Source organism: Mycobacterium tilburgii, from assembly GCF_902168065.1.
Taxonomy (GTDB): Bacteria; Actinomycetota; Actinomycetes; order Mycobacteriales; family Mycobacteriaceae; genus Mycobacterium; species Mycobacterium tilburgii.
In genome coordinates this window covers 79049-105619 of record NZ_LR655690.1, presented here as the reverse complement: position 1 = coordinate 105619, position 26571 = coordinate 79049, and the positions used below count along the sequence as shown (strand labels likewise).

21 protein-coding genes and 10 pseudogenes are annotated in these 26571 nt (G+C 67.0%); 27 read left to right on the top strand and 4 right to left on the bottom strand.

Annotation, left to right across the window (positions count from 1 at the left end; all coding sequences use genetic code 11):
• Positions 1 to 11: 11 nt before the first annotated feature.
• From FQ389_RS00480 to proB, 7 genes are all read left to right on the top strand, one after another.
• Positions 12 to 335: a DUF4233 domain-containing protein gene (locus FQ389_RS00480; protein WP_144205888.1), complete on the top strand. Its 324-nt coding sequence runs from the start codon at positions 12 to 14 to the stop codon at positions 333 to 335.
• 30 nt (positions 336 to 365) lie between these two features.
• Entirely contained in the window at positions 366 to 776 is a 411-nt protein-coding gene (gene ndk / locus FQ389_RS00475; RefSeq protein ID WP_144205774.1) for a nucleoside-diphosphate kinase, read from the top strand.
• A 319-nt stretch (positions 777 to 1095) separates the two neighbouring features.
• Complete coding sequence (locus FQ389_RS00470) at positions 1096 to 3867, top strand: Rne/Rng family ribonuclease (protein WP_144205773.1); 2772 nt, start codon at positions 1096 to 1098, stop codon at positions 3865 to 3867.
• 253 nt (positions 3868 to 4120) lie between these two features.
• On the top strand, positions 4121 to 4432 hold the full coding sequence (gene rplU, locus FQ389_RS00465; protein ID WP_144205772.1) for a 50S ribosomal protein L21: 312 nt from the start codon (positions 4121 to 4123) through the stop codon (positions 4430 to 4432).
• A gap of 15 nt (positions 4433 to 4447) precedes the next feature.
• Positions 4448 to 4714, top strand: coding sequence for a 50S ribosomal protein L27 (gene rpmA, locus FQ389_RS00460; RefSeq protein WP_061556349.1), 267 nt, complete (start codon positions 4448 to 4450; stop codon positions 4712 to 4714).
• Positions 4715 to 4755: 41 nt separating this feature from the next.
• Positions 4756 to 6198 (top strand): GTPase ObgE, encoded by a 1443-nt coding sequence (gene obgE, locus FQ389_RS00455; RefSeq protein ID WP_144205771.1) that lies wholly within the window; start codon positions 4756 to 4758, stop codon positions 6196 to 6198.
• The gene (gene proB / locus FQ389_RS00450; protein ID WP_144205770.1) at positions 6195 to 7298 is read left to right on the top strand and encodes a glutamate 5-kinase; all 1104 of its coding nucleotides are present in this window, start codon (positions 6195 to 6197) and stop codon (positions 7296 to 7298) included. The genes obgE and proB overlap by 4 nt, the downstream gene beginning before the upstream one ends.
• A 2-nt stretch (positions 7299 to 7300) precedes the next feature.
• Here proB and FQ389_RS00445 read toward each other — a convergent pair.
• Both FQ389_RS00445 and FQ389_RS00440 read right to left on the bottom strand, forming a co-directional pair.
• A pseudogene (locus FQ389_RS00445) lies at positions 7301 to 7941 on the bottom strand (TetR/AcrR family transcriptional regulator); the annotation flags it as partial.
• A gap of 168 nt (positions 7942 to 8109) precedes the next feature.
• Positions 8110 to 8701: pseudogene (locus FQ389_RS00440) on the bottom strand (TetR/AcrR family transcriptional regulator).
• A gap of 107 nt (positions 8702 to 8808) precedes the next feature.
• Here FQ389_RS00440 and FQ389_RS21835 point away from each other — a divergent pair.
• From FQ389_RS21835 to FQ389_RS00430, 3 genes are all read left to right on the top strand, one after another.
• Positions 8809 to 8949: a hypothetical protein gene (locus FQ389_RS21835; protein WP_407662712.1), complete on the top strand. Its 141-nt coding sequence runs from the start codon at positions 8809 to 8811 to the stop codon at positions 8947 to 8949.
• On the top strand, positions 8913 to 9263 hold the full coding sequence (locus tag FQ389_RS00435) for a DUF1772 domain-containing protein (RefSeq protein WP_407662711.1): 351 nt from the start codon (positions 8913 to 8915) through the stop codon (positions 9261 to 9263). The genes FQ389_RS21835 and FQ389_RS00435 overlap by 37 nt, the downstream gene beginning before the upstream one ends.
• A gap of 201 nt (positions 9264 to 9464) precedes the next feature.
• Positions 9465 to 11507: an NAD(+) synthase gene (locus tag FQ389_RS00430; protein WP_144205769.1), complete on the top strand. Its 2043-nt coding sequence runs from the start codon at positions 9465 to 9467 to the stop codon at positions 11505 to 11507.
• A gap of 79 nt (positions 11508 to 11586) precedes the next feature.
• On the opposite strand, the gene FQ389_RS00425 is transcribed toward FQ389_RS00430, so the two are convergent.
• Positions 11587 to 11928 (bottom strand): hypothetical protein, encoded by a 342-nt coding sequence (locus FQ389_RS00425; protein ID WP_260860315.1) that lies wholly within the window; start codon positions 11926 to 11928, stop codon positions 11587 to 11589.
• Positions 11929 to 12114: 186 nt separating this feature from the next.
• On the opposite strand from FQ389_RS00425, the gene FQ389_RS21830 reads away from it, so the two are divergent.
• The 16 genes and pseudogenes from FQ389_RS21830 to lnt all read left to right on the top strand — a co-directional run bounded on the left by FQ389_RS21830 (position 12115) and on the right by lnt (position 25563).
• Positions 12115 to 12507 (top strand): hypothetical protein, encoded by a 393-nt coding sequence (locus FQ389_RS21830; RefSeq protein WP_260860313.1) that lies wholly within the window; start codon positions 12115 to 12117, stop codon positions 12505 to 12507.
• Entirely contained in the window at positions 12458 to 13003 is a 546-nt protein-coding gene (locus FQ389_RS21825) for a cache domain-containing protein (protein WP_260860311.1), read from the top strand. Before FQ389_RS21830 ends, FQ389_RS21825 begins: the two co-directional genes overlap by 50 nt.
• On the top strand, positions 12943 to 13569 hold the full coding sequence (locus FQ389_RS21820) for a HAMP domain-containing protein (protein WP_260860308.1): 627 nt from the start codon (positions 12943 to 12945) through the stop codon (positions 13567 to 13569). The genes FQ389_RS21825 and FQ389_RS21820 overlap by 61 nt, the downstream gene beginning before the upstream one ends.
• Positions 13569 to 13913 (top strand): adenylate/guanylate cyclase domain-containing protein, encoded by a 345-nt coding sequence (locus FQ389_RS21815; protein WP_260860307.1) that lies wholly within the window; start codon positions 13569 to 13571, stop codon positions 13911 to 13913. Before FQ389_RS21820 ends, FQ389_RS21815 begins: the two co-directional genes overlap by 1 nt.
• Positions 13913 to 15319 (top strand): annotated as a pseudogene (locus FQ389_RS00415) (mechanosensitive ion channel domain-containing protein). Before FQ389_RS21815 ends, FQ389_RS00415 begins: the two are co-directional and overlap by 1 nt.
• 58 nt (positions 15320 to 15377) lie before the next feature.
• The gene (locus tag FQ389_RS00410) at positions 15378 to 16637 is read left to right on the top strand and encodes a glutamate-5-semialdehyde dehydrogenase (RefSeq protein ID WP_144205768.1); all 1260 of its coding nucleotides are present in this window, start codon (positions 15378 to 15380) and stop codon (positions 16635 to 16637) included.
• Between the two features lie 35 nt (positions 16638 to 16672).
• A pseudogene (locus FQ389_RS00405) lies at positions 16673 to 16987 on the top strand (AAA family ATPase); the annotation flags it as partial.
• Positions 16983 to 18041, top strand: a pseudogene (locus FQ389_RS00400) (VWA domain-containing protein); the annotation flags it as partial. The pseudogenes FQ389_RS00405 and FQ389_RS00400, both read left to right, overlap by 5 nt.
• Before the next feature lie 168 nt (positions 18042 to 18209).
• Entirely contained in the window at positions 18210 to 18857 is a 648-nt protein-coding gene (gene nadD, locus FQ389_RS00395) for a nicotinate-nucleotide adenylyltransferase (protein WP_260860391.1), read from the top strand.
• Positions 18854 to 19186, top strand: coding sequence for a ribosome silencing factor (rsfS, locus tag FQ389_RS00390; protein ID WP_144205767.1), 333 nt, complete (start codon positions 18854 to 18856; stop codon positions 19184 to 19186). The genes nadD and rsfS overlap by 4 nt, the downstream gene beginning before the upstream one ends.
• 47 nt (positions 19187 to 19233) lie before the next feature.
• A pseudogene (gene gpgP, locus FQ389_RS00385) lies at positions 19234 to 19909 on the top strand (glucosyl-3-phosphoglycerate phosphatase).
• On the top strand, positions 19899 to 20636 hold the full coding sequence (gene octT / locus FQ389_RS00380) for a diglucosylglycerate octanoyltransferase (protein WP_144205886.1): 738 nt from the start codon (positions 19899 to 19901) through the stop codon (positions 20634 to 20636). The pseudogene gpgP and the gene octT overlap by 11 nt, the downstream one beginning before the upstream one ends.
• 81 nt (positions 20637 to 20717) lie before the next feature.
• Positions 20718 to 21173: pseudogene (locus tag FQ389_RS00375) on the top strand (DegV family protein); the annotation flags it as partial.
• Between the two features lie 117 nt (positions 21174 to 21290).
• Complete coding sequence (locus FQ389_RS00370; RefSeq protein WP_260860305.1) at positions 21291 to 21599, top strand: FxsA family protein; 309 nt, start codon at positions 21291 to 21293, stop codon at positions 21597 to 21599.
• 192 nt (positions 21600 to 21791) lie between these two features.
• Positions 21792 to 22905: pseudogene (locus FQ389_RS00365) on the top strand (amidohydrolase family protein); the annotation flags it as partial.
• A 163-nt stretch (positions 22906 to 23068) separates the two neighbouring features.
• Positions 23069 to 25563, top strand: a pseudogene (gene lnt, locus FQ389_RS00360) (apolipoprotein N-acyltransferase).
• Between the two features lie 9 nt (positions 25564 to 25572).
• Here lnt and FQ389_RS00350 read toward each other — a convergent pair.
• Entirely contained in the window at positions 25573 to 25908 is a 336-nt protein-coding gene (locus FQ389_RS00350) for an RNA polymerase-binding protein RbpA (protein ID WP_144205763.1), read from the bottom strand.
• 195 nt (positions 25909 to 26103) lie between these two features.
• On the opposite strand from FQ389_RS00350, the pseudogene FQ389_RS00345 reads away from it, so the two are divergent.
• A pseudogene (locus FQ389_RS00345) lies at positions 26104 to 26412 on the top strand (hypothetical protein); the annotation flags it as partial.
• Positions 26413 to 26571: the final 159 nt, after the last annotated feature.

The following is a 26571-nucleotide window of genomic DNA, read 5'->3' as shown; positions in this document are numbered from 1 at the left end:
TCCGCGGCGTCATGGCCGCGACGCTGATTCTGGAGGCCGTCGTGGTGCTGCTGGCGATACCGGTGGTGGGCGCGGTCGGCGGCGGACTGGACGGGGCCTCGCTGGGCTATCTGGTCGGGCTCGCCGTGCTGTTGATCCTGCTGTGCGGGGTGCAGGGCAGGCCTTGGGCCATTTGGGTGAACCTCGGTGTTCAGGCGGTGGTCCTCGTCGGGTTCGCGGTCTACCCTGGGGTGGGGTTCGTCGGTGTGCTGTTCGGCGGATTGTGGCTGCTCATCGTGTATTTGCGGGCCGAGGTGCGGCGGCGCCAGCAGCACGAGCAGTCGTCGCCCCCTTAGAGTTCCGATTCATTCTGTACGCTGTCGGCCGTGACGGAACGGACCTTGGTACTGATCAAGCCCGACGGTGTCGAGCGCCGGCTGATCGGGGAGGTCATCAGCCGCATCGAGCGCAAGGGGCTCACCATCGCGGCACTCGAGCTGCGCAACGTCAGCACGGAGCTGGCCAGCCAGCACTACGCCGAGCACGACGGCAAACCTTTTTTCGGGTCCTTACTGGACTTCATCACATCGGGACCGGTTGTCGCGGCAATCGTGGAGGGGCCGCGCGCGATCGCGGCATTGCGGCAGCTCGCGGGGGGTACCGACCCGGTCGAGAAGGCCACACCCGGCACTATCCGCGGTGATTTCGCCTTGGAAACGCAATTCAATCTGGTGCACGGATCGGACTCGACCGACTCAGCAAAGCGCGAAATCGCGCTATGGTTTCCCGGCGCTTAGGCCCATGGCCGCGAGCGCAAAGTCGGGTTTCCGGGTCACGGTCGTAGGGACCGCCCGCGTGGTGTGGGATACTGACAGAGGGTGAACGTCGTCGGACCGGCGTCGGGCACTCGAATGAAGACTTAGACAAGCGCGACCATTGCCAGCTCGCGATGATGCGCCGCATGTCGGGCCGACATTCAGCACGGCGCCGAGTTGGTTCTTACCGAGTCGCTCGGGGCGAGACCATCACAAGTTCGGGAGAAAGTGGCCCGAGCACATAGCGAAGCCCTCGCGTGGCCGCGTCGACACGACGCGCCCGGGGGCTTGAGGAGAATACGTGATAGACGGTGACCAGGCTTCGGACCAAATAACTGAGCCGGCCCAGGAGGACTTGCCGGATCGCTTGAGAGTCCACTCGCTGGCAAGAGCGCTGGGAACGACCAGCAAGCGGGTGCTGGACGCGCTGGCCGCGCTGGACGGGCGGATCCGCAGCGCGCATTCCGGAGTCGACTATGAAGACGCGATCCGGGTGCGTGACCTGTTGTCGCCCCGGCCGCCGGAGAACTTCGTCGCATTCAGCAGCGCCGCGGTGACCACCACGTTCGAGGCGCCACAGTCGCGGCCCGCATCGGAAAACGCCGCAGCTCAAGTGGCCTATATGCCCTTGTTCGTGGCGCCCCAGCCGGTCGCCGCGGACGACCTCGGCGGCGCCGATGAGGGCGTCGACACCGACGACGCTGACGCTGGCGACGATGAGGACCAGGCCGACCGGCCGGCCAATCGGCGGCGGCGCCGGGGCCGGCGGGGACGGGGCCGCGGCCGCGGTGAACAGGGCGGCTCCGACGGGCCAGATGACGACCCCGACGCCGAGCGGCGGGGATCGAGATCCGCCGAGCTGGACGACTCGGATGACTCCGACGATGACGGCCAGGACTCGGACGACTCCGACGACGGTGACGAAGGCGCGGCTGACGGCGGCAGCCGGCGCCGCCGCCGGCGGCGGCGCAAGTCGGGTTCCGGCGACGACAACGAGGACGGGCTATCGCCCGACGACCCGCCGAACACCGTCGTGCACGAGCGGGCACCGCGCGGCAAGGGATCAAACGACAACGGCTCGAGCAACGCCGAGATCAAAGGCATCGACGGGTCGACTCGGCTGGAGGCCAAGCGGCAACGGCGCCGTGACGGGCGCACCGCCGGACGGCGCCGCCCGCCGGTGCTCACTGAGGCCGAGTTCTTGGCCCGCCGCGAGGCGGTCGAACGGGTGATGGTGGTCCGCGACCGGGTCCGCACCGAGCCGCCGCATCCCGGCGCGCGCTACACCGAGATCGCCGTGCTCGAGGACGGCATCGTCGTCGAGCACTTCGTCACGTCGGCGGCTTCGGCGTCGCTGGTCGGCAACATTTACCTGGGCATCGTGCAAAACGTGCTGCCGTCGATGGAGGCGGCGTTCGTCGACATCGGCCGCGGCCGCAACGGGGTGCTGTATGCCGGTGAAGTCAACTGGGAAGCCGCCGGCCTGGGCGGGACGGACCGCAAGATCGAACAGGCGCTCAAGCCCGGCGATTACGTCGTCGTCCAGGTCAGCAAGGACCCCGTCGGACACAAGGGCGCCCGGCTGACCACCCAGGTGTCGCTGGCCGGGCGCTACCTGGTCTACGTGCCGGGCGCGTCGTCGACCGGGATCAGCCGCAAGCTGCCCGACACGGAACGCCAGCGTCTCAAAGAGATCCTGCGCGAGGTGGTTCCCGCCGACGCCGGGGTGATCATCCGGACCGCGTCCGAAGGTGTCAAAGAAGAAGACATCCGCTCCGACGTCACCCGCCTGCAGCAGCGCTGGGAACAGATCGAGGCCAAGGCGGCCGAGACCAAGCAGAAGGCCGCCGGCGCGGCGGTGGCGCTCTACGAAGAGCCCGACGTGTTAGTCAAGGTCATCCGCGACTTGTTCAACGAGGACTTCGCGGGGCTGATCGTGTCCGGTGATGAGGCGTGGAACACCATCAACGAGTACGTGAATTCCGTTGCCCCCGACCTGGTTTCGAAGCTTACCAAGTACGAGCCGCCGGCCGGGCCGGACGGTCAGCCGGGGCCGGATGTGTTCGCCGTGCACCGCATCGACGAGCAATTGGCCAAGGCGATGGAGCGCAAGGTGTGGCTGCCCTCGGGCGGCACGTTGGTGATCGACCGGACCGAGGCGATGACGGTGGTCGACGTCAACACCGGCAAGTTCACCGGATCCGGCGGGAACCTCGAACAAACGGTCACCAAGAACAACCTCGAGGCGGCCGAGGAGATCGTGCGCCAGCTGCGGCTGCGCGACATCGGCGGCATCGTGGTCATCGACTTCATCGACATGGTCCTCGAGTCAAACCGCGATCTCGTACTGCGGCGACTCACCGAGTCGCTGGCCCGGGACCGCACCCGTCACCAGGTGTCGGAGGTGACCTCGTTGGGCCTGGTGCAGTTGACCCGCAAACGGCTGGGCACCGGCCTGGTCGAGGCGTTCTCGACAACCTGCCCGAACTGCGGTGGCCGCGGAATCCTGCTCCACGGCGACCCGGTTGACTCGGCCCCGGCGGTCGGACGCAAGTCCGAGTCCGGCGGCCGGCGGGGCAAGAGGTCGAAGAAGAGCCGCTCCGAAGAGCAGCCGGTGGCCAAGGTGCCGGTGCATGCTCCCGGCGAGCACCCGATGTTCAAGGCGATGGCCGCCGGTGTGTCGGGCGCCCGCGACAACGACGAGGGTGAATCCGACGACGCCGATGCGGTGGTCACCACCGACGTCGACGAGACGACCGGGGCGCACACCTCGGCCGATGTCGAGGACACCGACCGAGACGACTTCGAGGACGCCGATCAGGACGACCTCGACGACACCGATCAGGACAACGACGACGTCGACGACGAGGACCTGGACGACGAGGACCTCGACGACGAGGATCTCGATGACGATACCGAGGACCTCGACGACGACAATGCGGACCTCGACGATGAGGATTCCGACGACGAGAACGGCTCGACGAACGGGTTCGGTGGCGGTCCGGGCCTGGGACGGCATCGCCGGCGGCGCGCGGCGGGTCGACCCGCGGGACCGCCCATCCACGCCGATTGATCCCGATCTCCGCGAGACTGCAACCAGCGACGCGTTTCGCGAGTAGGGCCGTCGCGGAATATAGTTTCGCGGCAAAAGGGTGCCGGTTTGACCCTGTAGGCGCTAGTCACGTACCCTCGGACAGTTGTTGTCAAGCATATCGGCTGACGACAGCGGGACTGCCGGGCAATCGGCGCAGGCCCGCACCCAAGACCACCACGCACATCGCGGTGATCACGCGCGCGGAAGACGTGAGGAAGAGGCAGTAGCAACGATGGCGACCTACGCAATCGTCAAGACCGGTGGCAAGCAGTACAAGGTTGCCGTCGGCGACGTGGTCAAGGTAGAGAAACTCGACTCCGAGCCCGGCGCCAAGGTGTCGCTGCCGGTCGCGCTGGTCGTCGACGACGCAAAGGTCACCAGCGCGGCGAAGGACCTGGAGAAGGTCGCGGTGACCGGTGAGGTGCTCGAGCACACCAAGGGCCCGAAGATCCGCATCCACAAGTTCAAGCACAAGACCGGCTACCACAAGCGGCAGGGGCACCGTCAGCAGCTGACGGTGCTGAAGGTCACCGGAATCAAGTAGCGGGGGCGAGAAGACATGGCACACAAGAAGGGCGCTTCCAGCTCGCGTAACGGTCGCGACTCCGCCGCCCAGCGGCTCGGCGTCAAGCGGTTCGGCGGTCAGGTCGTCAAGGCCGGCGAGATCATCGTCCGTCAGCGTGGCACCAAGTTTCACCCCGGCACCAACGTCGGGCGTGGCGGTGACGACACGCTGTTCGCGACGGCCGCCGGTGCGGTCGAGTTCGGTATCCGGCGCGGCCGCAAGACCGTCAACATCGTCGCGGCCGGACAGACAGCCGACTGAGGTCGCCGCACTCGCGCGTGCGGGTAGTTGAAAGGACCCCGATGCCGCGGTTCGTCGATCGAGTTGTCATCCACGCGCGGGCGGGTTCCGGCGGTAACGGCTGCGCCTCGGTCCATCGCGAGAAGTTCAAGCCGCTGGGCGGACCCGACGGCGGTAACGGCGGCCGCGGCGGCAGCATCGTGTTCGTCGTCGACCCCGCGGTGCACACCCTGCGGGACTTTCATTTCCGGCCGCACATCACCGCGGCGGCCGGCAAGCAGGGGATGGGCAACAACCGCGACGGCGCGGCCGGTGCGGATCTGGAAGTCAAGGTTCCCGACGGCACCGTCGTGCTGGACGAAAACGGCCGGCTGCTTGCCGATCTGGTCGGCGCGGGCACCCGCTTCGAAGCCGCCGCGGGCGGTCGCGGCGGCCTGGGCAACGCAGCGCTCGCATCCCGCGCCCGCAGGGCACCCGGCTTTGCGCTACTGGGCGAGCCGGGCCAGGAACGTGACCTCACCCTCGAGCTGAAGACGGTCGCCGATGCCGGGCTGGTCGGGTTTCCGTCCGCTGGAAAGTCGTCGCTGGTCTCGGTGATCTCGGCGGCCAAACCCAAGGTGGCCGACTATCCGTTCACCACCCTGGTTCCCAACCTCGGCGTCGTATCCGCGGGCGAGCATTCGTTCACCGTGGCCGACGTGCCCGGACTGATTCCGGGCGCCTCCGAAGGCCGTGGCCTTGGCCTGGATTTCCTGCGGCACATCGAACGGTGTGCGGTGCTGGTGCATGTCGTCGACTGCGCCACCGCCGAGCCGGGCCGCGACCCGATGTCCGACATCGACGCGCTGGAAGCTGAACTCGCCGCCTACACACCGACACTGCAGGGCGACGCGGCGCTGACCGACCTGGCCGAGCGGCCACGGGTGGTCGTGCTCAACAAGATCGACGTGCCGGAGGCGCGCGAGCTCGCGGAGTTCGTCCGCGACGAGATCGCCGAGCGTGGCTGGCCGGTGTTCCTGGTGTCGACCGCGACTCGGGAAGGGCTGCAGCCCTTGATCTTCGGGCTGTGGAAGATGGTCTCGGACTACAACGCCGCACGGCCCGCGCCGATAGCCCGGCGCTCGGTGATCCGCCCGGTGCCCGTCGACGAGAGCGGATTCACCGTGGCTCCCGACGGCGAGGGCAGCTTCGTGGTCACCGGGTCTCGGCCCGAACGCTGGATCGGCCAAACCAATTTCGACAACGACGAAGCCGTGGGGTACCTCGCTGACCTCCTGGCCCGCCTCGGGGTCGAGGAGGAATTGCTGCGGCTGGGCGCGCGACCCGGCTGCGCGGTGACCATCGGCGACATGACCTTCGACTGGGAGCCGCAGACCCCGGCGGGTCAGCAGATCGCCCTGTCTGGGCGCGGTACCGACGCGCGGCTGGAACGCACCGAGCGTGCCGGCGCCGCCGAACGCAAGGCCGCCCGGCGCCGCGGACGTGAGCAGGGGGACGAGTCGTGAGCGTGCATCGCGAGGCCGTCCGCACCGCGCGCCGCGTCGTCGTCAAGATCGGGACCAACGCCTTGACCACCCCGTCCGGAGTGTTCGACACGGGCCGGCTGGCCGAGTTGGCCGACGCGATCGAGGCGCGGATGAAGGCGGGCACCGACGTCGTCATCGTTTCCTCGGGTGCCATTGCCGCCGGCATCGAGCCGCTCGGATTATCGCGTAGCCCAATGGATTTGGCGACCAAACAGGCCGCGTCCAGTGTGGGACAGGTTGCGCTGGTGAACGCGTGGCGCGCGGCGTTCTCCCGCTACGGGCGCACGGTCGGGCAGGTGTTGCTGACCGCCCACGACATCTCGATGCGGGCCCAGCACACCAACGCCCAACGCACCCTGGACCGGTTGCGTGCGTTGCACGCGGTGGCGATCGTCAACGAGAACGACACGGTGGCGACCAACGAGATCCGGTTCGGCGACAACGATCGTCTGTCGGCGCTGGTGGCCCATCTGGTCGGTGCCGATGCGCTGGTGCTGCTGTCCGACATCGACGGGCTCTATGACACCGACCCGCGAAAGTCCAAGGACGCGCGGTTCATCCCGGAGGTGACCGCCTCGTCGGATCTGTTGGGTGTGGTGGCCGGGCCGGGCAGCGCGTTGAGCACCGGGGGCATGGCTTCGAAGATGTCCTCGGCCCTGCTGGCCGCCGACGCGGGGGTGCCGGTGCTGCTGGCCGCGGCCTCGGACGCCGCGACCGCGCTCACCGATGCATCCTCGGGCACCTTCTTCGCCGCCCGTCCGGCGCGAATGTCGGCCCGCCGGTTCTGGGTTCGTTACGCCGCCGAGGCCACCGGCGCACTGGTCCTGGATGCGGGTGCGGTGCGCGCGGTGGTGCAGCAACGGCGGTCCTTACTGGCCGTGGGCATCACCGCGGTGTCGGGCCGGTTCTACGCCGGTGACGTGGTCGAACTGTGCGGCCCGGACGAGCGGCCGGTGGCACGCGGCGTCGTCGCCTACGACGCCGCCGAACTCGAGACGATGATCGGTAGGTCGACCTCGGAACTGGCCGGTGAGCTGCGCCGGCCCGCGGTGCACGCCGACGACCTGGTGGCGATTTGAGCTCACTGCGGCGTCTCGAGATACAAAGTGGCCCAAATTATCTCGGCTAGCGTGGCGGCCAGTTCGGCATCGTAAGACTTGGGTGCACCAGGCAGGTTTTGCCGGCAGGCCCGCTCGACCATCCAGGTCAGCGTGCTGGCGGTGGTGGCCGCGCGATCGTCGGGCCGGATAGAGCCGTCGGCCTGGCCTTCTTCGATGACCAGGGTCACCCGCCCGGCGATCGCGGTCAGCAGGTTTCCGTACGTCGCGCCGACCACCGGGCGTAGGCGGCCATCTCGTTCAGCGCGACCAGCACCGGCTGATGCCGGCGATAGCTGGCAACCAGGGCCGTCATTGCCGCGCGCAGGTCGTAGGGATTGCGGCGTCCCGACACCCGCCACCAGCGGTCGGCACTCTCAGCCAGATCGGCGAACACCTGGCCGGCGAGCTGGCGCAAAAGATGATCTTTGTCCTCAAAGTAGATGTAGAAGCTGGCCCGCGAGATGCCGGCCTCGGTCGCGAGTCGGCCCACGCTCAGCTCGGTATAGCTGGCTCCACCGCGCATCAGCCGTTCGGTGGCGTCGAGCAGCCGGCGCTCCATGCCCTCGCGCCGCTGCTGGCGCGTGTTCTCGCGCCGCGTTTGCGGTTTGCGGGTGACCGACGGCGTTTGCCGAAATGTTCAACACGATTCCCGAGTAGACGGAGGCCAACGATGGCAGTGCTCACCGGGCGGTCGACCGTACCCGCACCTACGATCCCGCGTCCCCTCGCCGGCCTGGCGGGTCCATCAACCCGTTACCTCGCTGTTATCGGCGGGAGACCGGCATTCGTTTCACGGCGTCGACGCGTACTCGTTGGCGAGTTGAGCGATGAGGAGATCGACACGCTCGGCGTCGTAGTCGGGGCGTAATCGGGTGCGTGCGGGAGAGGGTGACCAGTCCGTGCAGCGCGGACCAGAGCACCTCGGCGAGGGTGTCCGGGTCTCGGTCCGCTGAGTACACCGCGACCGTGTCGTGCAGCTCGGCGAATGCCGCCACCAATTGCGGCAGGGTGTCATCGGCGGCGAAGTACAGTGTGGTGGCGCGGGTGAACATTGCGTCGTAAAGCGCCGGGTTTTGGCGGCCGAAGTCAATGTAGGCGTGCGCGAGTTGGCGCAGCGCATCGGTCGGCGTCGCGGCGCCGCTGCGCGCGGTGCGCAGCGTCTGCGCCAGCTCCCCAAAGCCGTCGACCGCGACGGCCTGCGCGAGCTGCTCCATGTTGGCGAAGTGCGTGTAGAGAACGGGCTGGCTGTACTCGATCTCGTCGGACAGCTGGCTCGTCGTCACGGCGTCCCACCCCTCCGATTCGGCCAGCCGGCGGGCGGTGCCGATGATCGGCCGGTGTCGCACGGCCCGCTCCCGCGCTCGACGGTCTTCGAAGGGCAAGCGTGGATGATAGCAGTACTAAGTGTTCCAACACTAATATTAACAGGCTCGGCCGGGCAACCTAGCATCGATAGGACAACTAGCAATGACAAATTTAGGAGTTCAACGTGGACATCTCGCAGTTCGCGCAACTCGGGGCACTGATCGCCGTACTGGGCACCGCCGTGGTTTACGGCACCGATGTGTTCTGCGCGGTGGGTTGCGGCCCGCATTGGCGCGCGTCGACGACCGGACGCGCGGCGCGGTGACAGGGTTCGGGATTCCCGTGCCGGGAGTCATCGGAATCGTCGCGGTCATCGCCAGCGCAGCTCTGGCCGCATTCGCTGCGCACTGGGTGCAGGCCATAGCGGCCGGGGTGGCCGTTGTGCTGCTTGTGGTTTGGCTGCTGCTCTACACCCGGGTGAGTGCACCGATTAACCGACAACTCACCGCCGCGGCCGAAATCGATCAGGTGCTGCCGAACGTCCGTGCTCTGCAAGCCAATTGGGAACCGGATCATCAACGTCCGCGCCATTTTGCAGGACTTGCGCTTGTCGCATTGTGCGTCGCGCTGATCGTCTGAGCCGGTAACGTTTCAAAATCGAAAGGACCACTGTCATGGTAACAACACCCAACAGACTAGGACGTCTCGTCATACGCGCCGCGCCCGTGTTCAACACACCCGTTGCCGCACTGGCGAAATCGGAACGTTTTGGCGGTCTGGTGAACCGCAGGATACCCGACGAAATACTGTTGACACTGTTCGCGCGACAATGAAAGGGCGATGGACTTCTACAACAGCTACAGCCAGGGTTACGTTCGGGTGGCGGCGTGCACGCACCACACCACGATCGGCGACCCGGCGGCCAATGCCGCGTCGGCGTTGCGCCTGGCCCAACAGTGCCACGACGACGGCGTGGGCCTGGCGGTGTTTCCCGAGCTGACGCTGTCCGGCTACTCCATAGAAGACATCGTGCTGCAGGACCTGTTGCTCGACGACGTCGAGGCCGCCCTGGCCGACATTGTTGCGCAATCGTCGGATCTGCTGCCCGTCCTGGTGGTGGGCGCTCCGCTGCGGTACCGCCAGCGCGTCTACAACACCGCGGTCGTCATCCATCGCGGTGTGGTGCTCGGGGTAGCGCCCAAGTCGTACCTGCCCACCTACCGCGAGTTCTACGAACGCCGCCAAATCGCGCCCGGCGACGACGAGCGCGGCGTCATCCGCATCGGCGACACCGAGGCGCCGTTCGGCCCCGATCTGCTGTTCGCCGCGTCCGATCTGCCCGATTTCGTCCTGCACGTCGAAATCTGCGAGGACATGTTCGTGCCGATTCCGCCCAGCGCCGAGGCGGCCCTGGCCGGTGCGACGGTACTGGCCAACCTGTCGGGCAGTCCGATCACCATCGGGCGGGCCGACGACCGCCGCCTGCTGGCCCGCTCGGCGTCGTCACGTTGCCTGGCGGCCTACGTCTATGCCGCCGCGGGCGAGGGCGAATCGACCACTGACCTGGCCTGGGACGGCCAGACCATGATCTTCGAGAACGGCGTGCTGCTCGCCGAATCCGAGCGATTCCCTAAGGGGGAGCGCTGCTCGGTGGCCGACGTGGACACCGAGTTGTTGCGTTCGGAACGGTTGCGGATGGGCACCTTCGACGACAACCGGCGCCACCACCGGCCGTTGACGCAGTCCTTCCGCCGCGTCGAATTCCGGCTGGATCCACCCGGCGGGGACATCGGGTTGCGCCGCGAGATCGAACGCTTTCCGTTCGTGCCCGCCAATGTGGAACGGCTGGAACACGATTGCTACGAGGCCTACAACATTCAGGTGTCCGGCCTCGAGCAGCGGTTACGGGCGCTGGACTTCCCGAAGGTCGTGATCGGGGTTTCCGGTGGGCTGGATTCGACGCACGCGCTGATCGTCGCGGCGCGGGCGATGGACCGCGAAAGTCGGCCACGCAGCGACATTCTGGCGTTCACGTTGCCGGGCTTTGCGACCGGTGACCGCACCAAGCGCAACGCGATCGCGCTGTGCCGCGCGCTGGGTGTGACCTTAGCCGAGATCGACATCCGCGAGACCGCGGAGCTGATGCTCAAGGAGATGGATCACCCGTTCGCGCGCGGGGAGAAGGTTTACGACATCACGTTCGAGAACGTTCAAGCGGGTCTGCGCACTGACTATCTGTTCCGGCTGGCCAACCAGCGCGGTGGCATCGTGCTGGGCACCGGCGATCTCTCCGAGCTGGTCCTGGGCTGGTCGACATACGGTGTGGGCGACCAGATGTCGCATTACAACGTCAACGGCGGAGTGCCCAAGACGCTGATCCAGTATTTGATTCGTTGGGCTATTTCTTCGGGGGAGTTCTCGTCGGAGGTCGCCGATGTGCTGCAGTCGGTGCTCGACACCGAGATCACTCCCGAACTCGTCCCGGCTGGCGAAGACGAGAAACTGCAGAACAGCGAGGCAAAGGTCGGTCCCTTTGCGCTGCAAGACTTTTCGCTGTTACATGTGCTACGTTGGGGATTCCGGCCGTCGAAAATTGCCTTCCTGGCCTGGCATGCGTGGAGCGACTCGGAGCGGGGCAACTGGCCGGCCGGATTTCCGGAGGACAAGCGGCCGGCCTACTCGCTCAAGGAGATCCGGCACTGGCTGCAGGTCTTTGTGCAACGGTTCTATTCGTTCAGTCAGTTCAAACGCTCGGCATTGCCCAACGGCCCCAAGGTTTCCCACGCGGGCGCGCTGTCGCCGCGCGGCGACTGGCGCGCCCCGTCGGACATGTCGGCCCGAATCTGGCTCGACGAGATTGACCGCGAGGTCCCCGAGGACTAGCTCCGAGCGCGGCGCCAGCCCTGGTATTGCAGTTCGGCGAAGAACAGGGTATGGATTCTGGATCCCAGGATCAGGATCACTACGGTGGTGAGCGGGAAGACGCCGGCGAGCGCCAGCACCACGGCGGCCACCGTGTAGAGCAGCTGAGGGTGGCGTCGGCGCGCATGGCGAAGTGCAGCAAACCGTCGCGGGTGCTGGTGCGGTGGAGAGCGGTCTTTGGCTGTAACGCACCCGTCGCGACCTGGTCGACCGTCGGGTCGATCACCGCGACCGTGTGTAGCAGCGGACGGGGGAGCGGAACGTTAACGTCGATGTCGTCGATGATGAGCACCGTCTGCCGGTTCTCGGCCGGCAGCCCGTCCCAGCGCAGCGGTGGCGAGGTGCTGTCGCTCACCCCCTTGCCCGCGCTCGACGACGGCATCGCCGCACCGTCGGTGAACGCCGCACTGGTGACTGTAAAGATTCGGGTGCGTCCAAAGCTGCTGCCGGATAGCGGGCCTCGCCGTGAACCGGCGCGAACGCCGCGCAACAGCATGCCAGCAACGCCTTCACGCTCCGCTTCCGGCGCCGCGCATGGCGACCAGTCCAAGCTGCTTCCAAGCTGCTGATGACATTGTTGGTCTGCAGCATCCTGTCCGTCGCGGTTGTCGGGTTCATCGGCGCGCAGTCCTGCCGCACCGCCTTGCGGCAAGTGGAGGCCGAGCGCTTGACCGAACTGCGCGAGTCCCAGAAGCGCCAGCTGCTGACCTTTTTCAGGGAGGTCACCAACTCGGCGATCGTCTACAGCGGCGGGTTCAGCGTCGTCGACGCCGAACGGGCCTTCGCGACCGCGTTCGGCCAGTTGGCCAACGCACAAATCGCGCCAGCCCAACAGCAGGCGCTGATCAACTACTACAACAACGACATGATCAAACCGATCAGTCGGGTCACCAGGGAGACCGTCGACCTCAATGCCGTCCTGTCGACCTCCAACGCGCAACGGTACGTGCAGGCCTACTAACACCCCACCGCCACGGACCGGTGCCGACTCGTGGCCGCCGACGGACACCGAGGATGGCAGCGCCTGGTCGGCCGCCAATGTCCGCTTCGATTTCTACCTGCGCGGCATTGTCACCCGTTTCGACTACCGCGACGCGCTGCTGCTGGATGATCAGGGCAACGCCGTCTACTCGGTGCAAAAAGGCCCCGACCTCGGCACCAACATCTTCACCGGTCCCTATCGGGAAATTAACCTGCGGGACGCCTACCAAAAGGCGATGCGCTCCAACGACGTGGACTTCGTCTGGATCACCGACTTCCAGCAATACCAGCCCGCATTGGCCGCACCCACCGCGTGGGTGGTGTCGCCGATCGGGATGAACGGCAAGGTGGAGGGCGTCATGGCGTTGCCCTTACCGATCTCGAAGATCAACAACATCATGACCGCCAACAAGCAGTGGGAAACGCGGGGCTCGGTCCGTCGACCGAGCCCTACCTGGTGGGCTCCGACGGGTTGATGCGTTCCGCTTCCCGGCTTTTCCTGCAAGACCCGCAGGGATACCGGCGCGAAGCGGTGGCGGCCAGCACCTCACCCGACGTCGTGGAGCGGGTGATCCGGCTGGGCACCACGACGCTGGCGCAGCCGGCGGCGACCGCCGGTTTCCGCGCCGCGCAACGCGGTCACTCCGGAACCGTCGCCGCGATCGACTACACAGGCAACAGCGAAATGGAGGCCTTCGCGCCCCTGAATGTGCCGGATTCCGATCTGCACTGGTCGATCGGATGCCTTCGCACGATTGGACAAGTTCAGCCAAACGCTGGTGGTCAGTGTGGCGACGATGATTTCGTCATGTGCGTGGCGTCGATGTTGCTCGCGCAGGTGATGTTGCGGCCGGTCCGCAGGCTGCAGGCCGGGACCCGGAAGATCAGCTCCGGCGATTACCAGGTCAGCATTCCGATGCGGTATCGTGACGAAATCGGCTATCTCACACAGGCTTTCAACCAGATGATCCGGAATCTGGCCATCAAAGACGAACTGCTCAACGAGCAGCGCAAGGAAAACGATCGTCTATGCTGGCGCTGATGCCCGAGTCGGTGGCACAACGCTACCGCGAGGGCCAGGAGACCATCTCGCAAAAGCATCAGGACGTTGCCATCGTCTTCGCCGACATCGTCGGCCTGGACGAGATATCGAACGATCACAGGTGCTACGAACTGGTCGGTATCGTCGACGACTTGTTACGGCAATTCGATGCAGCGGCCGAATCCCTTGGCGTGGAATGGATTCGCACCTTCCAAAACGGGTATCTAGCCAGCTGCGCGCCGTCACCCCGCGACTGGACAGCATCTACCGAAGCATCGAGTTCGTTGGAAATGCGCCAGATCATCGATCGGTTCAACAGCCAAAGCGGTTTGTCGGAGCGCTGATGAAAACATTCCATTCGTCCTGGTTCTACTGGGCAATCGGTGTCACGCTAGGGTTTCCGGTCACGCTGATCCTGCTCACCGAGCTGCACCACGCGCTCATGCGTCGCAACAGCCGGTTGGCCAGGCAGGTCAGTCTGCTGCGCAACTGTCTGCTGCCGCTGGGCGCACTGCTGCTGGTGGTCAAGGCCGCGCAGGTTCCGGTGGGGGGAACCACTGGTGCGCGTCATGTCCACGGTGTTCGACTTCCTGGTGCTGGTGCTGCTGCTGTCCGGGCTCAACGCGACGGTGTTCGAAGGCGCGCCTCAGGACAACTGGCGCAAACGGCTGCCGACGATCTTCCTCGACGTGGCCCGGTTCGCGCTGATCGGCCTCGGCCTGGCCATCATCTTGTCCGTGATCTGGGGCGTCTGGGTCGGCGGTGTGTTCACCGCGCTGAGCGTGACGTCGGTCGTCCTCGGTCTGATGTTGCAGAACTCGGTGGTCCAGATCGTGTCGGGCCTGTTCATGTTGTTCGAGCAGCCGTTCCGCATCGACGATTGGCTGGACGCGTCCAACGAGCGCGGCCGCGTCGTCGAGGTGAACTGGCGGGCCGTGCACATCCAGACCGGCAGCGGAATCCTGGTGGTGCCGAACTCGATGCTCGCCAGCACCTCGTTCACCATCTGAGTCGCCCGGCGGGCACCCACCGGCTGACGATCAAGACCACGTTTGCACTGGCGGGCCCGCCCGATCGGGTGTGCGAGCTGCTGACCCGCGTCGCCGCCCAGCTGCCGCAACTCAAAGCCGGTAGCGTCCCCCGCTCGGTTCCGGCCGGTGCCGGCGAGTATTCCACCAGCATCGTGCTGCTCTCGCCGGCCGACGACGGCGCCGCCCGCTCGACGTTCCTGCGCTGGATCTGGTACGCCGCCCGGCGTGCCGAACTGCATCTAGACGACGCCGACGACGACTATTCGACGCGGCAACGGGTCGAGGACGCCCTGCGGACGGTGGTGGCGCCGGCGCTACGGCTGACCGTGGCCGGATCAGCAGGCCCTGCAGTCCTGCGCACGGATCGTGCTGTACGGCGCTGGCGAAATCGTCGAGTATGCGGGCCAGGTACCCGCGGGGGATGACGTTCCTGGTGGCCGGGCGGGTGCGGCTGACGACCACCGCGGGGGACGGGTCGGCGGTGCCAATCAGCACCCTGGAGGCGGGCTCGTTTCTGGGGCTGACCGCGCTGACCCGGCAACCGAACCTGGCCAGCGCGTACGCGCGATCGATGAGGTCACCCGCTGGAGATCGACCGCGAACATCTCGAGCGCCTGGTGATGCGCGGGAGCCGTTGCTGCTATAAGGATTTCGGTCACATCATCGACGAGCGGCAGGGCAAAGTGCGCGCCGCCGAGCGCGGCGAGCGGGTCGGCTGACGGCGACCGCAACCCGGGCCGTGTTACCTGGTGGCCGCAGGCCCGATACCCTGGATCAATGAGTCTGCAAGCACCGTCGTGTCCTGACCTACGTCAGGAAGTTCACGCCGCCGCCCGTCGCGCCCGCATTGCGTCCCGTGCGCTGGCGTTGTTGCCGACGGTGGCCAAGGACCAGGCGCTACAGTCCGCCGCCACCGCGATCACGGCAAACACCAGGCAAATATTGGCGGTTAACGCCGAAGATCTCGACGCCGCCCGCGCCGCCGGGACGTCGGACGCGATGCTGGACCGGTTGGCGCTGGACGAAAAGCGAGTGGACGGCATCGCCGCCGGCCTGCGCCAGGTGGCGGGGCTGCCCGACCCGGTCGGGGAGGTGTTGCGCGGGTACATGCTGTCCAACGGGCTGCAGCTGCGCCAGCAGCGGGTTCCGCTCGGCGTGGTTGGGATGATTTACGAGGGCCGGCCCAATGTCACCGTCGATGCCTTCAGTCTGGCCCTCAAATCCGGCAACGCCGTGCTGCTGCGCGGCAGCTCGTCGGCGGCGCGCTCCAACCAGGCGCTGGTCGAGGTGCTGCGTTCGGCGCTGGCCGGCGAAGACCTGCCCGCCGACGCCGTCCAGCTGCTCTCCGCCGACGACCGCTCCACGGTCACGCACCTGATCCAGGCGCGCGGACTGGTCGACGTGGTGATCCCGCGCGGCGGAGCGAGTCTGATCGAGGCGGTGGTGCGTGACGCCCAGGTACCCACGATCGAGACCGGTGTCGGCAACTGCCACGTGTACGTGGACGGCGGCGCCGACCTGGATGTGGCCGAGCGGATTCTGCTGAATTCCAAGATCCGCCGGCCTAGTGTGTGCAATGCCGCCGAGACGTTGTTGGTGGACCGGTCGATCGCCGCACACGCGGTGCCCCGGTTGGTGGCGGCGCTGCAAGACGCCGGGGTGACCGTGCACGGTGGACTGCACGAGGCACCGAGCGAGGATGATCTGCGCCGCGAGTACCTGTCGATGGACATCGCGGTGGCGGTGGTCGACGGCGTCGACGCCGCGATCGCGCACATCAACGAATACGGCACCGGGCACACCGAGGCGATCGTGACCGACAACATGGCTGCGGCACAACGGTTTACCGATGGGGTCGACGCGGCCGCGGTGATGGTCAACGCATCGACCGGTTTCACCGACGGCGAGCAATTCGGTTTCGGCGCCGAAATCGGCATCTCGACTCAGAAACTGCATGCCCGCGGTCCGATGGGCCTGCCGGAACTGACCTCGACCAAATGGATCGCGTGGGGAGACGGCCAGGTTCGCACAACCTGACCAGGGTCCACGAAAAATGTTATAGGAGAACCAGATTGTGTAGCGTGCCTGCCAGGTCGACTCCGCTCTTCGCCGATATCGCCGACATCTCGCGGCGGTTGGCCGAGACCGGTTACCTGCCCGACACCGCCACCGCGACCGTGGTGTTTCTGGCGGATCGGCTCGTCAAGCCGCTGCTGGTGGAGGGACCGGCCGGCGTGGGCAAGACCGAGCTGGCGCGGGCCGTCGCGCAGGCCACCGGCTCGGGTCTGGTTCGGCTGCAGTGCTACGAGGGCGTCGACGAAGCGCGCGCTCTCTATGAGTGGAACCACGCCAAGCAGATCTTGCGCATCCAGGCCGGCTCAGGCGATGTTCGACCTGTGGTTCCCCGCGGCGATGGGTACGCGCGCCGTCGTCGTCGACGACGCGGGCGAAGCGGGACCGGACAGCGACGCCCTGCCCGCCGACGACGTCGACGCGATGCGGCAGATGTTGCTGGACCTGCTCACCCAGAACGAAGACCTGGCCGACATGGACGAACGACTCGTCGCGATGATCGCGCGGATCGTCGAGGCCTACGGCAAATACAGCTCTAGCCGCGGCCCCGTCGTTCTCGTCGTATCAGGCCCTGAAGGCGATGGCGCTCGACGAGCTGGAGGGCAAGTTGCTCGCGGGCCTGCTCGCCCCGTACGACGACCCCACTCCTATTCAGGATCAGGTCTAAAAATATCTTGCTGCGCAGCGGATTACGCAGATGAGCAAGCTGGTAGATGCCGAGACCAAGCGGCGCACCGCCGAGCAGCTCGGCCGTGACCACGTCCAGATGTACGGCATTCCACAGCTTTCCGAGAACGTCGAGTTCCTGCGGGCTTCCGGTGACCAGCTGCGGCAGATGCAGCGGGTGGTGGCGTCGTTGGCCTGTGTGATGTGTCGGGCTCGGTGGGCGGATTCAGCCACTTCACCCTGCTGTTGGTGCACGCACTATGCCAACAGTTCTCCCGCGTCCGGGTATTCGCCTTCATCGACACCACCGACGAGGTGACCCATATGTTCGGGCCGGAATGCGATCTGGCCGTGGCGATCCAGCGGATCACCCGCGAGGCGGGGGTGTACAGCCGCGACGGCCACTCCGATTACGGCAATGCGTTCGTCTCCTTCGTGCAGGCCAATCCCAACGTGTTGTCACCGTGCAGCTCGCTGTTGGTGCTTGGCGACGGGCGCACCAACTACCGCGACCCGGCCATCGACGTCCTCTCCGACATGGTGACCGCCGCTCGGCACGCGCATTGGCTCAATCCCGAGCCCCGGCACCTGTGGGGCAGCGGCGACTCGGCCGTACCGCGCTACGAAGAAGTCATCACCATGCACAAATGTCGATCCGCCAAGCAGCTGGCGACGGTGATCGACCAACTCCTGCCGGTGTGAGGCCGCATCCGGTGCTGCCGAGTGTGGGTGCTACGTACAAAATTGTCCTGAACTCGTTCATAGGCCTCACGCTCGGCGTCCGATGCTCCGATCTGCCACAGCACGGCAACTGCCGGCCGGGCGGGCGGCCCGGTAAGCTGGCACATCGTGCAAAAGCCGCCTCGCCGACTGGGAGTGATGGGTGGGACGTTCGACCCCATCCATTACGGACACCTGGTTGCCGCCAGCGAGGTGGCCGACCTGTTCGACCTCGACGAAGTGGTCTTCGTACCCAGCGGACAGCCGTGGCAGAAGTCCCGGAACGTGTCCGCAGCCGAGGACCGCTATCTGATGACTGTGATCGCGACGGCATCCAATCCGCGGTTCTCGGTCAGCCGGGTCGACATCGACCGCGGCGGCCCGACATACACCAAGGACACCCTGCAGGATCTGCACGCGCTCAACCCGGATACCGAGCTGTTTTTCATCACCGGCGCCGACGCGCTGTCGTCCATCCTGTCCTGGCAAGGCTGGGAGGTGTTGTTCGAGCTAGCCCGGTTCATCGGCGTCAGCCGGCCCGGCTACGACTTGCGCCGCGAGCATGTCACCGACGCGCTCGGTGAGCTGGCTCAGGATGCGCTGACCCTGGTCGAGATTCCGGCGCTGGCGATCTCGTCGACCGACTGCCGGCAGCGGGCCGCGCAGCGACGGCCTCTATGGTACCTGATGCCCGACGGCGTCGTGCAGTACGTGTCCAAGCGGCAGCTCTATCGCGAATCGGTGGGCGACGACCTCGATGCCACCCAGTCCAGTCTGGCGGCGGGGAACAGCACATGAGCGCCACCCAGGAAGCCATCGACATGGCCACCATCGCGGCCAACGCCGCGGCCGCCAAGCTCGCCAACGACGTCGTTGTCATCGACTTCTCCGGGCAACTGGTCATCACCGACTGTTTCGTCATCGCCTCCGCCTCCAACGAACGTCAGGTCAACGCGATCGTCGACGAGGTCGAGGAGAAGATGCTGAAGTCCGGCTACAAGCCGGCGCGCCGCGAAGGTGCGCGGGAGGGGCGCTGGACACTGCTGGAATACCGCGACATCGTCGTGCATATCCAGCACCAGGACGACCGCAATTTCTATGCCCTGGATCGCATGTGGGGTGACTGACCGGTGCTGCCGGTCGAGTTCGAAGACAGCGACGAGGAAAGCGCGCAATGAGTATTCGCCGGCTGATCATGTTGCGGCATAGGCAAACCGACTTCAATGGCGGTAGCCCGGATGCAGGGGCCGCTGGATTCCGCGCTCACCGAACTCGGCCGAGCCCAAGCGGTCGCGGCCGCCGAGGTGCTGGGCAAGTTGCAGCCGATGGTGATCGTGTCGTCGGATCTGCATCGCGCCTATGACACCGCGATCAGGGCGGGGGAGCACACCGGGTTGCAGGTGCGGGTGGACGAGCGGCTGCGGGAGACCCATTTGGGCGAGTGGCAGGGCCTGACCCACACCGACGTCGATGCGCAAGCGCCGGGTGCCCGGATCGCCTGGCGCGAGGACGCCACCTGGGCGCCGCACGGCGGGGAAAGCAGGGTCGACGTCGCCGCGCGCAGTGTGCTGTTGGTGGCCGAACTGGTGGCCGGCGAGCCGGACTGGGGGGATGCCGCCGAGCCTGATCGTCCGGTGGTGCTGGTGGCCCATGGCGGGCTGATCGCCGCGTTATCGGCTGTGCTGTTGCAGCTTTCGGTCGCCAACTGGCCGATTCTGGGCGGCATGGGCAACGCCAGTTGGGTGCAGCTCTCCGGCCATTTGCACGACACTAGTGCCGACTTCCAGTGCATCCGGTGGCGCCTCGACGTGTGGAATGCCTCGGCGCAGGTGTCCAATGATGTCCTCTGACGTACGACCGACTCTGCTGGTCTTCGCCGATTCCCTGGCCTATTACGGCCCGACCGGCGGCCTTCCTGCAGACGATCCTCGGATTTGGCCCAATATTGTTGGTGATCAACTAGATTGGGATGTCGAGTTGATCGGCCGCATCGGATGGACGTGTCGTGACGTGTGGTGGGCGGCGACGCAGGATCCGCGGGCTTGGGCGGCGTTGCCCAGAGCAGGGGCGGTGATCTTTGCGACCGGCGGCATGGATTCCCTGCCCTCGGTGCTACCGACTGCGTTGCGTGAGCTGATCCGGTACGTCCGGCCGCCCTGGCTGCGGCGCTGGGTGCGCGACGGTTACGGATGGCTGCAACCCAGGCTGTCGCCGGTGGCCCGTGCCGCGCTGCCGCCACACTTGAGTGCCGAGTATCTCGAGCAGACCCGTGGCGCAATCGATTTCAACCGGCCCGGCATCCCGATTGTGGCGTCGCTGCCTTCGGTTCACATCGCCGAGACGTACGGAAAGGCTCATCACGGCCGCGCCGGAACCGTGGCGGCGATCACCGAATGGGCGCAGAGTCACAATGTCACCCTGGTGGATTTGAAAGCGGCTGTCGCCGAACAGGTCATGAGTGGACGCGGTAATCCCGACGGCATTCACTGGAATTTCGAGGCGCACCGGGCGGTGGCGGAGTTGATACTAAAGGCGCTGGCCGAGGCCGGCGTGGTGAACGAGAAGCCGCGCAAATGAAGCCGGCGTAGTCAGCGAGAAGCCGCGCGGTTGACCGTGAGCCGCGCCGTCGACGATGCAGACGAAGCGATAGGGGCGCGCGTGACTGTGGTGGTGATGACCGATGCGTCGTCGCGTCTGCCTGACGACCTGCTTGACAAGTGGGCGATACGCGTTGTCCCGCTGCACATCCTGCTCGACGGCGCGACGGCGTCGACGAGATTCCCGACGACGTCTACCAGCGTCACGCCACCACCGCGGCGGCCACTCCTGCCGAACTCGCCGCAGCATACCGACAGGCGCTGACCGACTCCGGCGGAGATAGCGTCGTGGCGGTGCACATCTCGTCGGCACTGTCGGGCACCCACGGTGTGGCCGAACGGGTCGCGGCCCAACTGGGACCGACCGTACGGGTGATCGACTCGAAATCGGGGGGCCATGGGCACCGGCTTCGTTGCGCTGGCCGCCGCGTGGGTCGCCGCGTACGGGGTAGACTTGAATGCCGTTGTGGCCGCGGCAAACTCGTCGGTAGGCCGTGGACACGCGTTCATCGTGGTGCATGGGGCTGGACCCTGCTGAGTCTGCTGGCCACGTTCATCCTGGGCCGGGGGTTGCTCGCCCCGTGGGCGGGCTCACAGCTGATTCGCGACCTCGGCCAGCTGCTCTCTCTCCGGTGTGCAGGCGCCGGGTTCGATGTTGGGCAACGGGGCAACCACGACCGTCGCGACGGCGCTGGTGCTGGTTCCCGGCCTGGTGACCACGGTGTTGGGGGTGCTGTTGCTGCTGCCGCCGGTGCGTGCCGCCGTCGGCCCCGCCGTGACCGGCTTCGCACTGCGCGGCTTGCAGCGCCACGCCCCGTTGGTGCTCGGCTACGGGGCGACTTGGCCGACCTCCACCGTTCCCGCGATGGCCGTGACTACATCGACGGCGAGGTCATCGACGTCCAAGACGATGTCGATAGTATGTCCGAGACGATGTGCATGACGTGAAGCCGCCCGCGTTGTCGACCGACGACCACTGGGGCGACCCCCGGTACTCCGCGTAGGTTTTGCGGGGTGACCCCCATACCCACCACGCTGCTGGTCAACGGGCGGGTGCACAGCTCCAGCCACCCCGTACGCGACCACGATGGCGGTGCGCGGCGAGGTCATCGTCTGGCTGGGCAGCGACGAGGTCTTCGCCGCCGAGCGGCCCCTGACGGCGACGCATATCACTGGTGCGGCGGTCGCCCGAACCAGTGACTGGCCCACAGCTGGCCGAAGCCCGGTCCACCGCGCTGCGGGCCGTGGCCGCGTCCGGCACCGTCGCGGTCCACGAATGCGGCCGGGCCCCAGATCGGCGGCCTCGACAACTGGCGACAGCATCGCGCCCTCGATCACGGCGTCGAGGTGATCGGCTATTGGGGTGAGGCGGTGACCAGTGCCGAGCAGGACCGGACGCTGCTGGCCCGAGACGGGAGCCCGCGGGCTGGCCGGCGATCTCTTCGTCAACGGCGCCCTCGGCTCCCGCACCGCCTGGCTGCACGAGCCCTACGCCGACGCGCCGGACTGCCGGGGCACCTCGTCTCGATGCGGGCATGATCGAGGCGCATCTTCGTGCCTGTACCCAGGCGCAGGTGACAACCGGCTTCCACGTCATCGGTGATGCGGCCGTCTCCGCGGTGGTCGATGCGCTGGAACGCGTCGTTGCCAACCTCGGGCTGACCGCCGTGGCCCGCTGGGGGCACCGGCAGGAGCACGTCGAAATAGTGACCGCCGACCAGGCCGCCAAGCCCGGCGTATGGGGTGTCATCGCCAGCGTGCAGCCCAATTTCGACGCGCTGTGGGGCGGCCCTACCCAGGGCATGTACGCCGAACGACTCGGCGCTCAACGAGGCAGTCAACTCAACCCGCTGGCGCTGTTAGCATCCCAAGGCGTGCCCCTCGCGTTAGGTTCCGACGCTCCGGTGACCGGGATCGACCCGTGGACCAGCGTGCGCGCCGCGGTCAACCACCGCACCCCGGGCAGCGGGGTGTCGGCGCGGGCGACCTTCGCCGCGGCGACCCGCGGCGGCTGGCTGGCATGCGGCGTCCGCGACGGCGACATCGGTGCCCTGGTCCCTGGTGCGCCCGCGTCCTATGCCGTGTGGGATGCCGGCGAGCTCGATGTGCACGTTTCCGACGACAGCGTCCAGCGGTGGTCCACCGCCGACCCGCGATCCCACGTTCCCGCGTTGCCCCGGCTGGGGCCGACCGACGAGCTGCCGCGGTGCCGGCGGACCGTCCATCGGCGTGCGATCCTGCATGGCTAGCGACGAGCCCGAGCCGTTCGACGAACCCGAGCCCGAAACGGCCAACGAACCCGAGCCGGCCGCCAAACCCGGCCTCGCGGCCCACGTCGGTCCGGCTGTCGCCGGCGCGCTGGCACGGCTGGGCGCCGCGGCGGTAGCGCGCCTGCCCGGCATCAAGGCTGCGATGGTGCCCCGGCTGTCGCGTCTGACCGTCACCATCGTGGCCGGCGTCCTGCTTTGCACCAGCTTCCCGTCGGTGAACTGGTGGTGGGCCGCCGTCGTGGCCGCCGCGCTGCTGGCGTGGGTGCTGCAGCATCCGGCCACCACCCTGGCCGGCGGTTTCGGCTACGGATTTCTGTTTGGGCTGGCGTTCTACATGCTGCTGCTGCCCTGGATCAGCCTGCTGGTCGGCGCCGTGCCATGGCTGGCGCTGGCGACCATGTGCGCGCTGTTCCCCGGCATCTTCGGCCTGTTCGCGGCCCTGGTCCGGCGATTGCCGGGTTGGCCGATCTGGTTCGCGCTGCTGTGGACCGCCCAGGAGTGGCTGAAGTCGATCTTCCCGTTCGGAGGGTTCCCGTGGGGCGCGGTGGCCTTCGGCCAGACCGAAGGACCGTTCCTGCCGCTGGTGCAACTCGGCGGGGTGGCGCTGCTGTCCATGGCGGTGGTGCTGGTGGGCTTCAGCGCGACAGCGATCGCGCTGGAAATCGTCAAGTGGTGGCGAACCGGCGGACGGGCACGCGACGGCGCCTCGGTGGCGGACACCGAATCGGAAGCCCCGCCGCCCGCGGTCGTGCTGCCCGGCGTCTGCATCTGCATCGTGCTGTTCACCGCGTTGATCGTCTGGCCGCAGGTCCGGCACTCCGGTGCCGGGTCGGGTGGCGAGTCGCCGGTCACCGTCGCCGCCGTCCAGGGCAACGTGCCCCGGCTCGGCCTCGACTTCAATGCGCAACGTCGGGCCGTGCTGGACCGTCACGTCGAAGAGACGCTGCGGCTGGTCGAGGACGTACGCGCCGGGGTCGCGCCGCAGCCGCAGTTCGTCATCTGGCCGGAGGACTCCTCGGACATCGACCCCTTCGTCAACGCCGACGCCGCCGAACGGATCGCCGCCGCGGCCCACGCGATCAATGCGCCGATCCTGGTCGGGTCGGTGCTCGCGGTGCCCGGCCGGGAGCCGGCCGAATACACCAACACCGCCATCGTCTGGAATCCCGGCACCGGGCCGGCGGACCGCCACGACAAGGAAATCGTGCAGCCCTTCGGAGAGTACCTGCCGATGCGGTGGCTCTTCAAGCATCTGTCCGGCTACGCCGGTCGAGCCGGCAATTTCGTGCCGGGCAACAGTGACGACGTGGTGCAGATCGCCGGAGCGCCGGTCGGCGTGTCCACCTGCTGGGAAGTGATCTTCGACCGGCAGCCGCGCAAGGCCGTCCGCAACGGCGCCCAACTGCTGGCGGTCCCCGCCAACAACGCCACCTTCAACCGCCGGATGAGCGAGCAACAATTGGCGTTCGCCAAGGTCCGTGCCGTTGAGCACGACCGGTATGTGGTGGTCGCCGGAACCACCGGGATCAGTTCGGTGATCGCGCCCGACGGCGCTGAACTGGTTTGCACCGAGTTCTTCCAACCTGCCTACCTGGACATCCAGGTGCGCCTGAAGACGCAGCTGACGCCCGCAACGCGGTGGGCCCCGCTCGTGCAGTGGATTCTGGTGGCGGCGGCCGGAGCGGTCATCCTGGCCGGAATACGGCACAATAGGAGCTCCCCGCGTCCGGTTCGGCTCAGGTCCCGGCCTTCGGCTGAACCAGCGGATGCTGCCGCGGCCCCGGACGAACCCCAACCCGAAGACGGCGGACGACCGCGTCATCTCGGGCGACACGGAGGAGCTAAATGACCACCGGTGAGCAGGTGACCCCCACCTTGGGCAGTCGTCCCAGCCAGCGTGTTTTGGTTATCATCCCGACCTTCAACGAACGGGAGAACTTGCCGCTGATCCACCGGCGGGTGACGGACGCCTGCCCGGACGTGCACATCCTGGTCGTGGACGACGGCAGCCCCGACGGAACCGGCGAACTGGACGACGAACTGGCCGCGGCCTACGGCGGCCGCACCCACGTCATGCACCGCACCGCCAAGGACGGTCTGGGCGCCGCCTACCTCGCCGGCTTCGCCTGGGGGCTCAGCCGCGACTACGCGGTCCTGGTCGAGATGGACGCCGACGGCAGCCACGCACCCGAACAGCTACGCCGGCTGCTCGACGCCGTCGACGCCGGCGCCGACCTGGCCATCGGTTCCCGCTACGTCGACGGGGGAGCCGTCCGCAACTGGCCCAAACGACGCTGGGCGCTGTCCTGGACGGCGAACACCTACGCGCGCCTGGCTCTCGACATCGATATCCACGACATCACCGCCGGCTACCGCGCCTACCGTCGCGAGATGCTCGAGGCCATCGATCTTGACGGCGTCGACTCCAAGGGCTACTGCTTCCAGATTGACCTGACCCGGCGCACGCTCGACAACGGATTCATCGTCGTCGAGGTGCCGATCACCTTCACCGAGCGGGAACTCGGCGTATCCAAGATGAGCGGATCCAACATCCGAGAGGCGCTGGTCAAGGTTGCGAAGTGGGGAATCGAACGGCGCCGCAAGGGCGCGCGGGCGGGCGCCGCCAACCGAACCTGACGGCTCGACTCAGCCGCGCCGCTTCGACCGGATCAGGTCCAGACGCTCCTTGAGCAGCTCTTCGAGTTCTTCGACGCTGCGACGCTCGAGCAGCATGTCCCAGTGCGTGCGCGGCGGCTTGACCTTCTTCGGCTCGGGCAGGTCGCCCTCGACCAGGGTGCCCTCCATGCCGTTGCGGCACAGCCAAGTGCCGGGGATCTCGGCGTCGTCGGCGAACGGAACCTCAAATTCTTCGCCGTTCTCGGTGCGGTACTTCGCCAACTGGCGCGGGGCCAGGTCGTGGTTACGGTCGGTCTCGTAGCTCACGGCTCCGAGGCGGCTACCCCTCAGTACACGATCAGCCATGGCTGCTACTCCTTTTGATTCCTCTGAGCTTTACGCTCCCGTGACGCGTTTGTCGTTCGCATGGCAAACGTCAAAACGCTCTCCGTAGTTCCCGAGTCGACACGCAGCACACGCGACTTAATTTTTTATTTATAATACCAGGATCGCGGAGTAGATCGGACTAAAGTCGGCAAGCGTGAGCCGCCGCTCCCAACACAGCCATGCCGCTGGTGCAGTCGAGACGTCACTGAGGTCGGGCTGGGGCGGCGCCGTCAGTACTGCCGGCAGCGGGCCTACGAGCAGCGGGCCGCGATCACCCGAGGTGAGGGCGGTGCCGCCGTGGCGTTGCCGCCGGACGCGGTGGTCTTGTCGGCGGAGGATGCCGCCGAACTCTCCGACCGTGTTTACCAGGTCCGATGCGCGGCGGAGGATGTCGCCACCGCGTTGGACGAAGGTGCCGGGGCTGCCAAGCTGCGCGAACTCTGCGAGGTGCTAATCCGCGCCGCCGACGGCTGGGCCGGGTGGGCGTCTGACCGCGTCGTACCACCGCCCATGGTGAGCCGGGTACAGTCGCGCCATAGATGGCGTGCCAGTCCCCGCGGACCCGGCGTTCCACACGTCGATGCCGATCCTCCTACAGCAACCGGGAGCATCGGGCGTTTTGAAATCCTGCAGGACTTGGAC

Bases quoted from the DNA above. Each gene is read 5' to 3' on its own strand.
- FQ389_RS00480 (WP_144205888.1), top strand. From the start codon at position 12: ATGGCCGCGACGCTGATTCTGGAGGCCGTCGTGGTGCTGCTGGCGATA.
- rplU (WP_144205772.1), top strand. From the start codon at position 4,121: ATGGCGACCTACGCAATCGTCAAGACCGGTGGCAAGCAGTACAAGGTT.
- rpmA (WP_061556349.1), top strand. From the start codon at position 4,448: ATGGCACACAAGAAGGGCGCTTCCAGCTCGCGTAACGGTCGCGACTCC.
- obgE (WP_144205771.1), top strand. From the start codon at position 4,756: ATGCCGCGGTTCGTCGATCGAGTTGTCATCCACGCGCGGGCGGGTTCC.
- FQ389_RS00430 (WP_144205769.1), top strand. From the start codon at position 9,465: ATGGACTTCTACAACAGCTACAGCCAGGGTTACGTTCGGGTGGCGGCG.
- FQ389_RS00425 (WP_260860315.1), bottom strand. From the start codon at position 11,928: ATGCCGTCGTCGAGCGCGGGCAAGGGGGTGAGCGACAGCACCTCGCCA.
- FQ389_RS21830 (WP_260860313.1), top strand. From the start codon at position 12,115: ATGACATTGTTGGTCTGCAGCATCCTGTCCGTCGCGGTTGTCGGGTTC.
- FQ389_RS21825 (WP_260860311.1), top strand. From the start codon at position 12,458: ATGCCGTCCTGTCGACCTCCAACGCGCAACGGTACGTGCAGGCCTACT.
- FQ389_RS21815 (WP_260860307.1), top strand. From the start codon at position 13,569: ATGCCCGAGTCGGTGGCACAACGCTACCGCGAGGGCCAGGAGACCATC.
- FQ389_RS00410 (WP_144205768.1), top strand. From the start codon at position 15,378: ATGAGTCTGCAAGCACCGTCGTGTCCTGACCTACGTCAGGAAGTTCAC.
- rsfS (WP_144205767.1), top strand. From the start codon at position 18,854: ATGAGCGCCACCCAGGAAGCCATCGACATGGCCACCATCGCGGCCAAC.
- octT (WP_144205886.1), top strand. From the start codon at position 19,899: ATGTCCTCTGACGTACGACCGACTCTGCTGGTCTTCGCCGATTCCCTG.
- FQ389_RS00350 (WP_144205763.1), bottom strand. From the start codon at position 25,908: ATGGCTGATCGTGTACTGAGGGGTAGCCGCCTCGGAGCCGTGAGCTAC.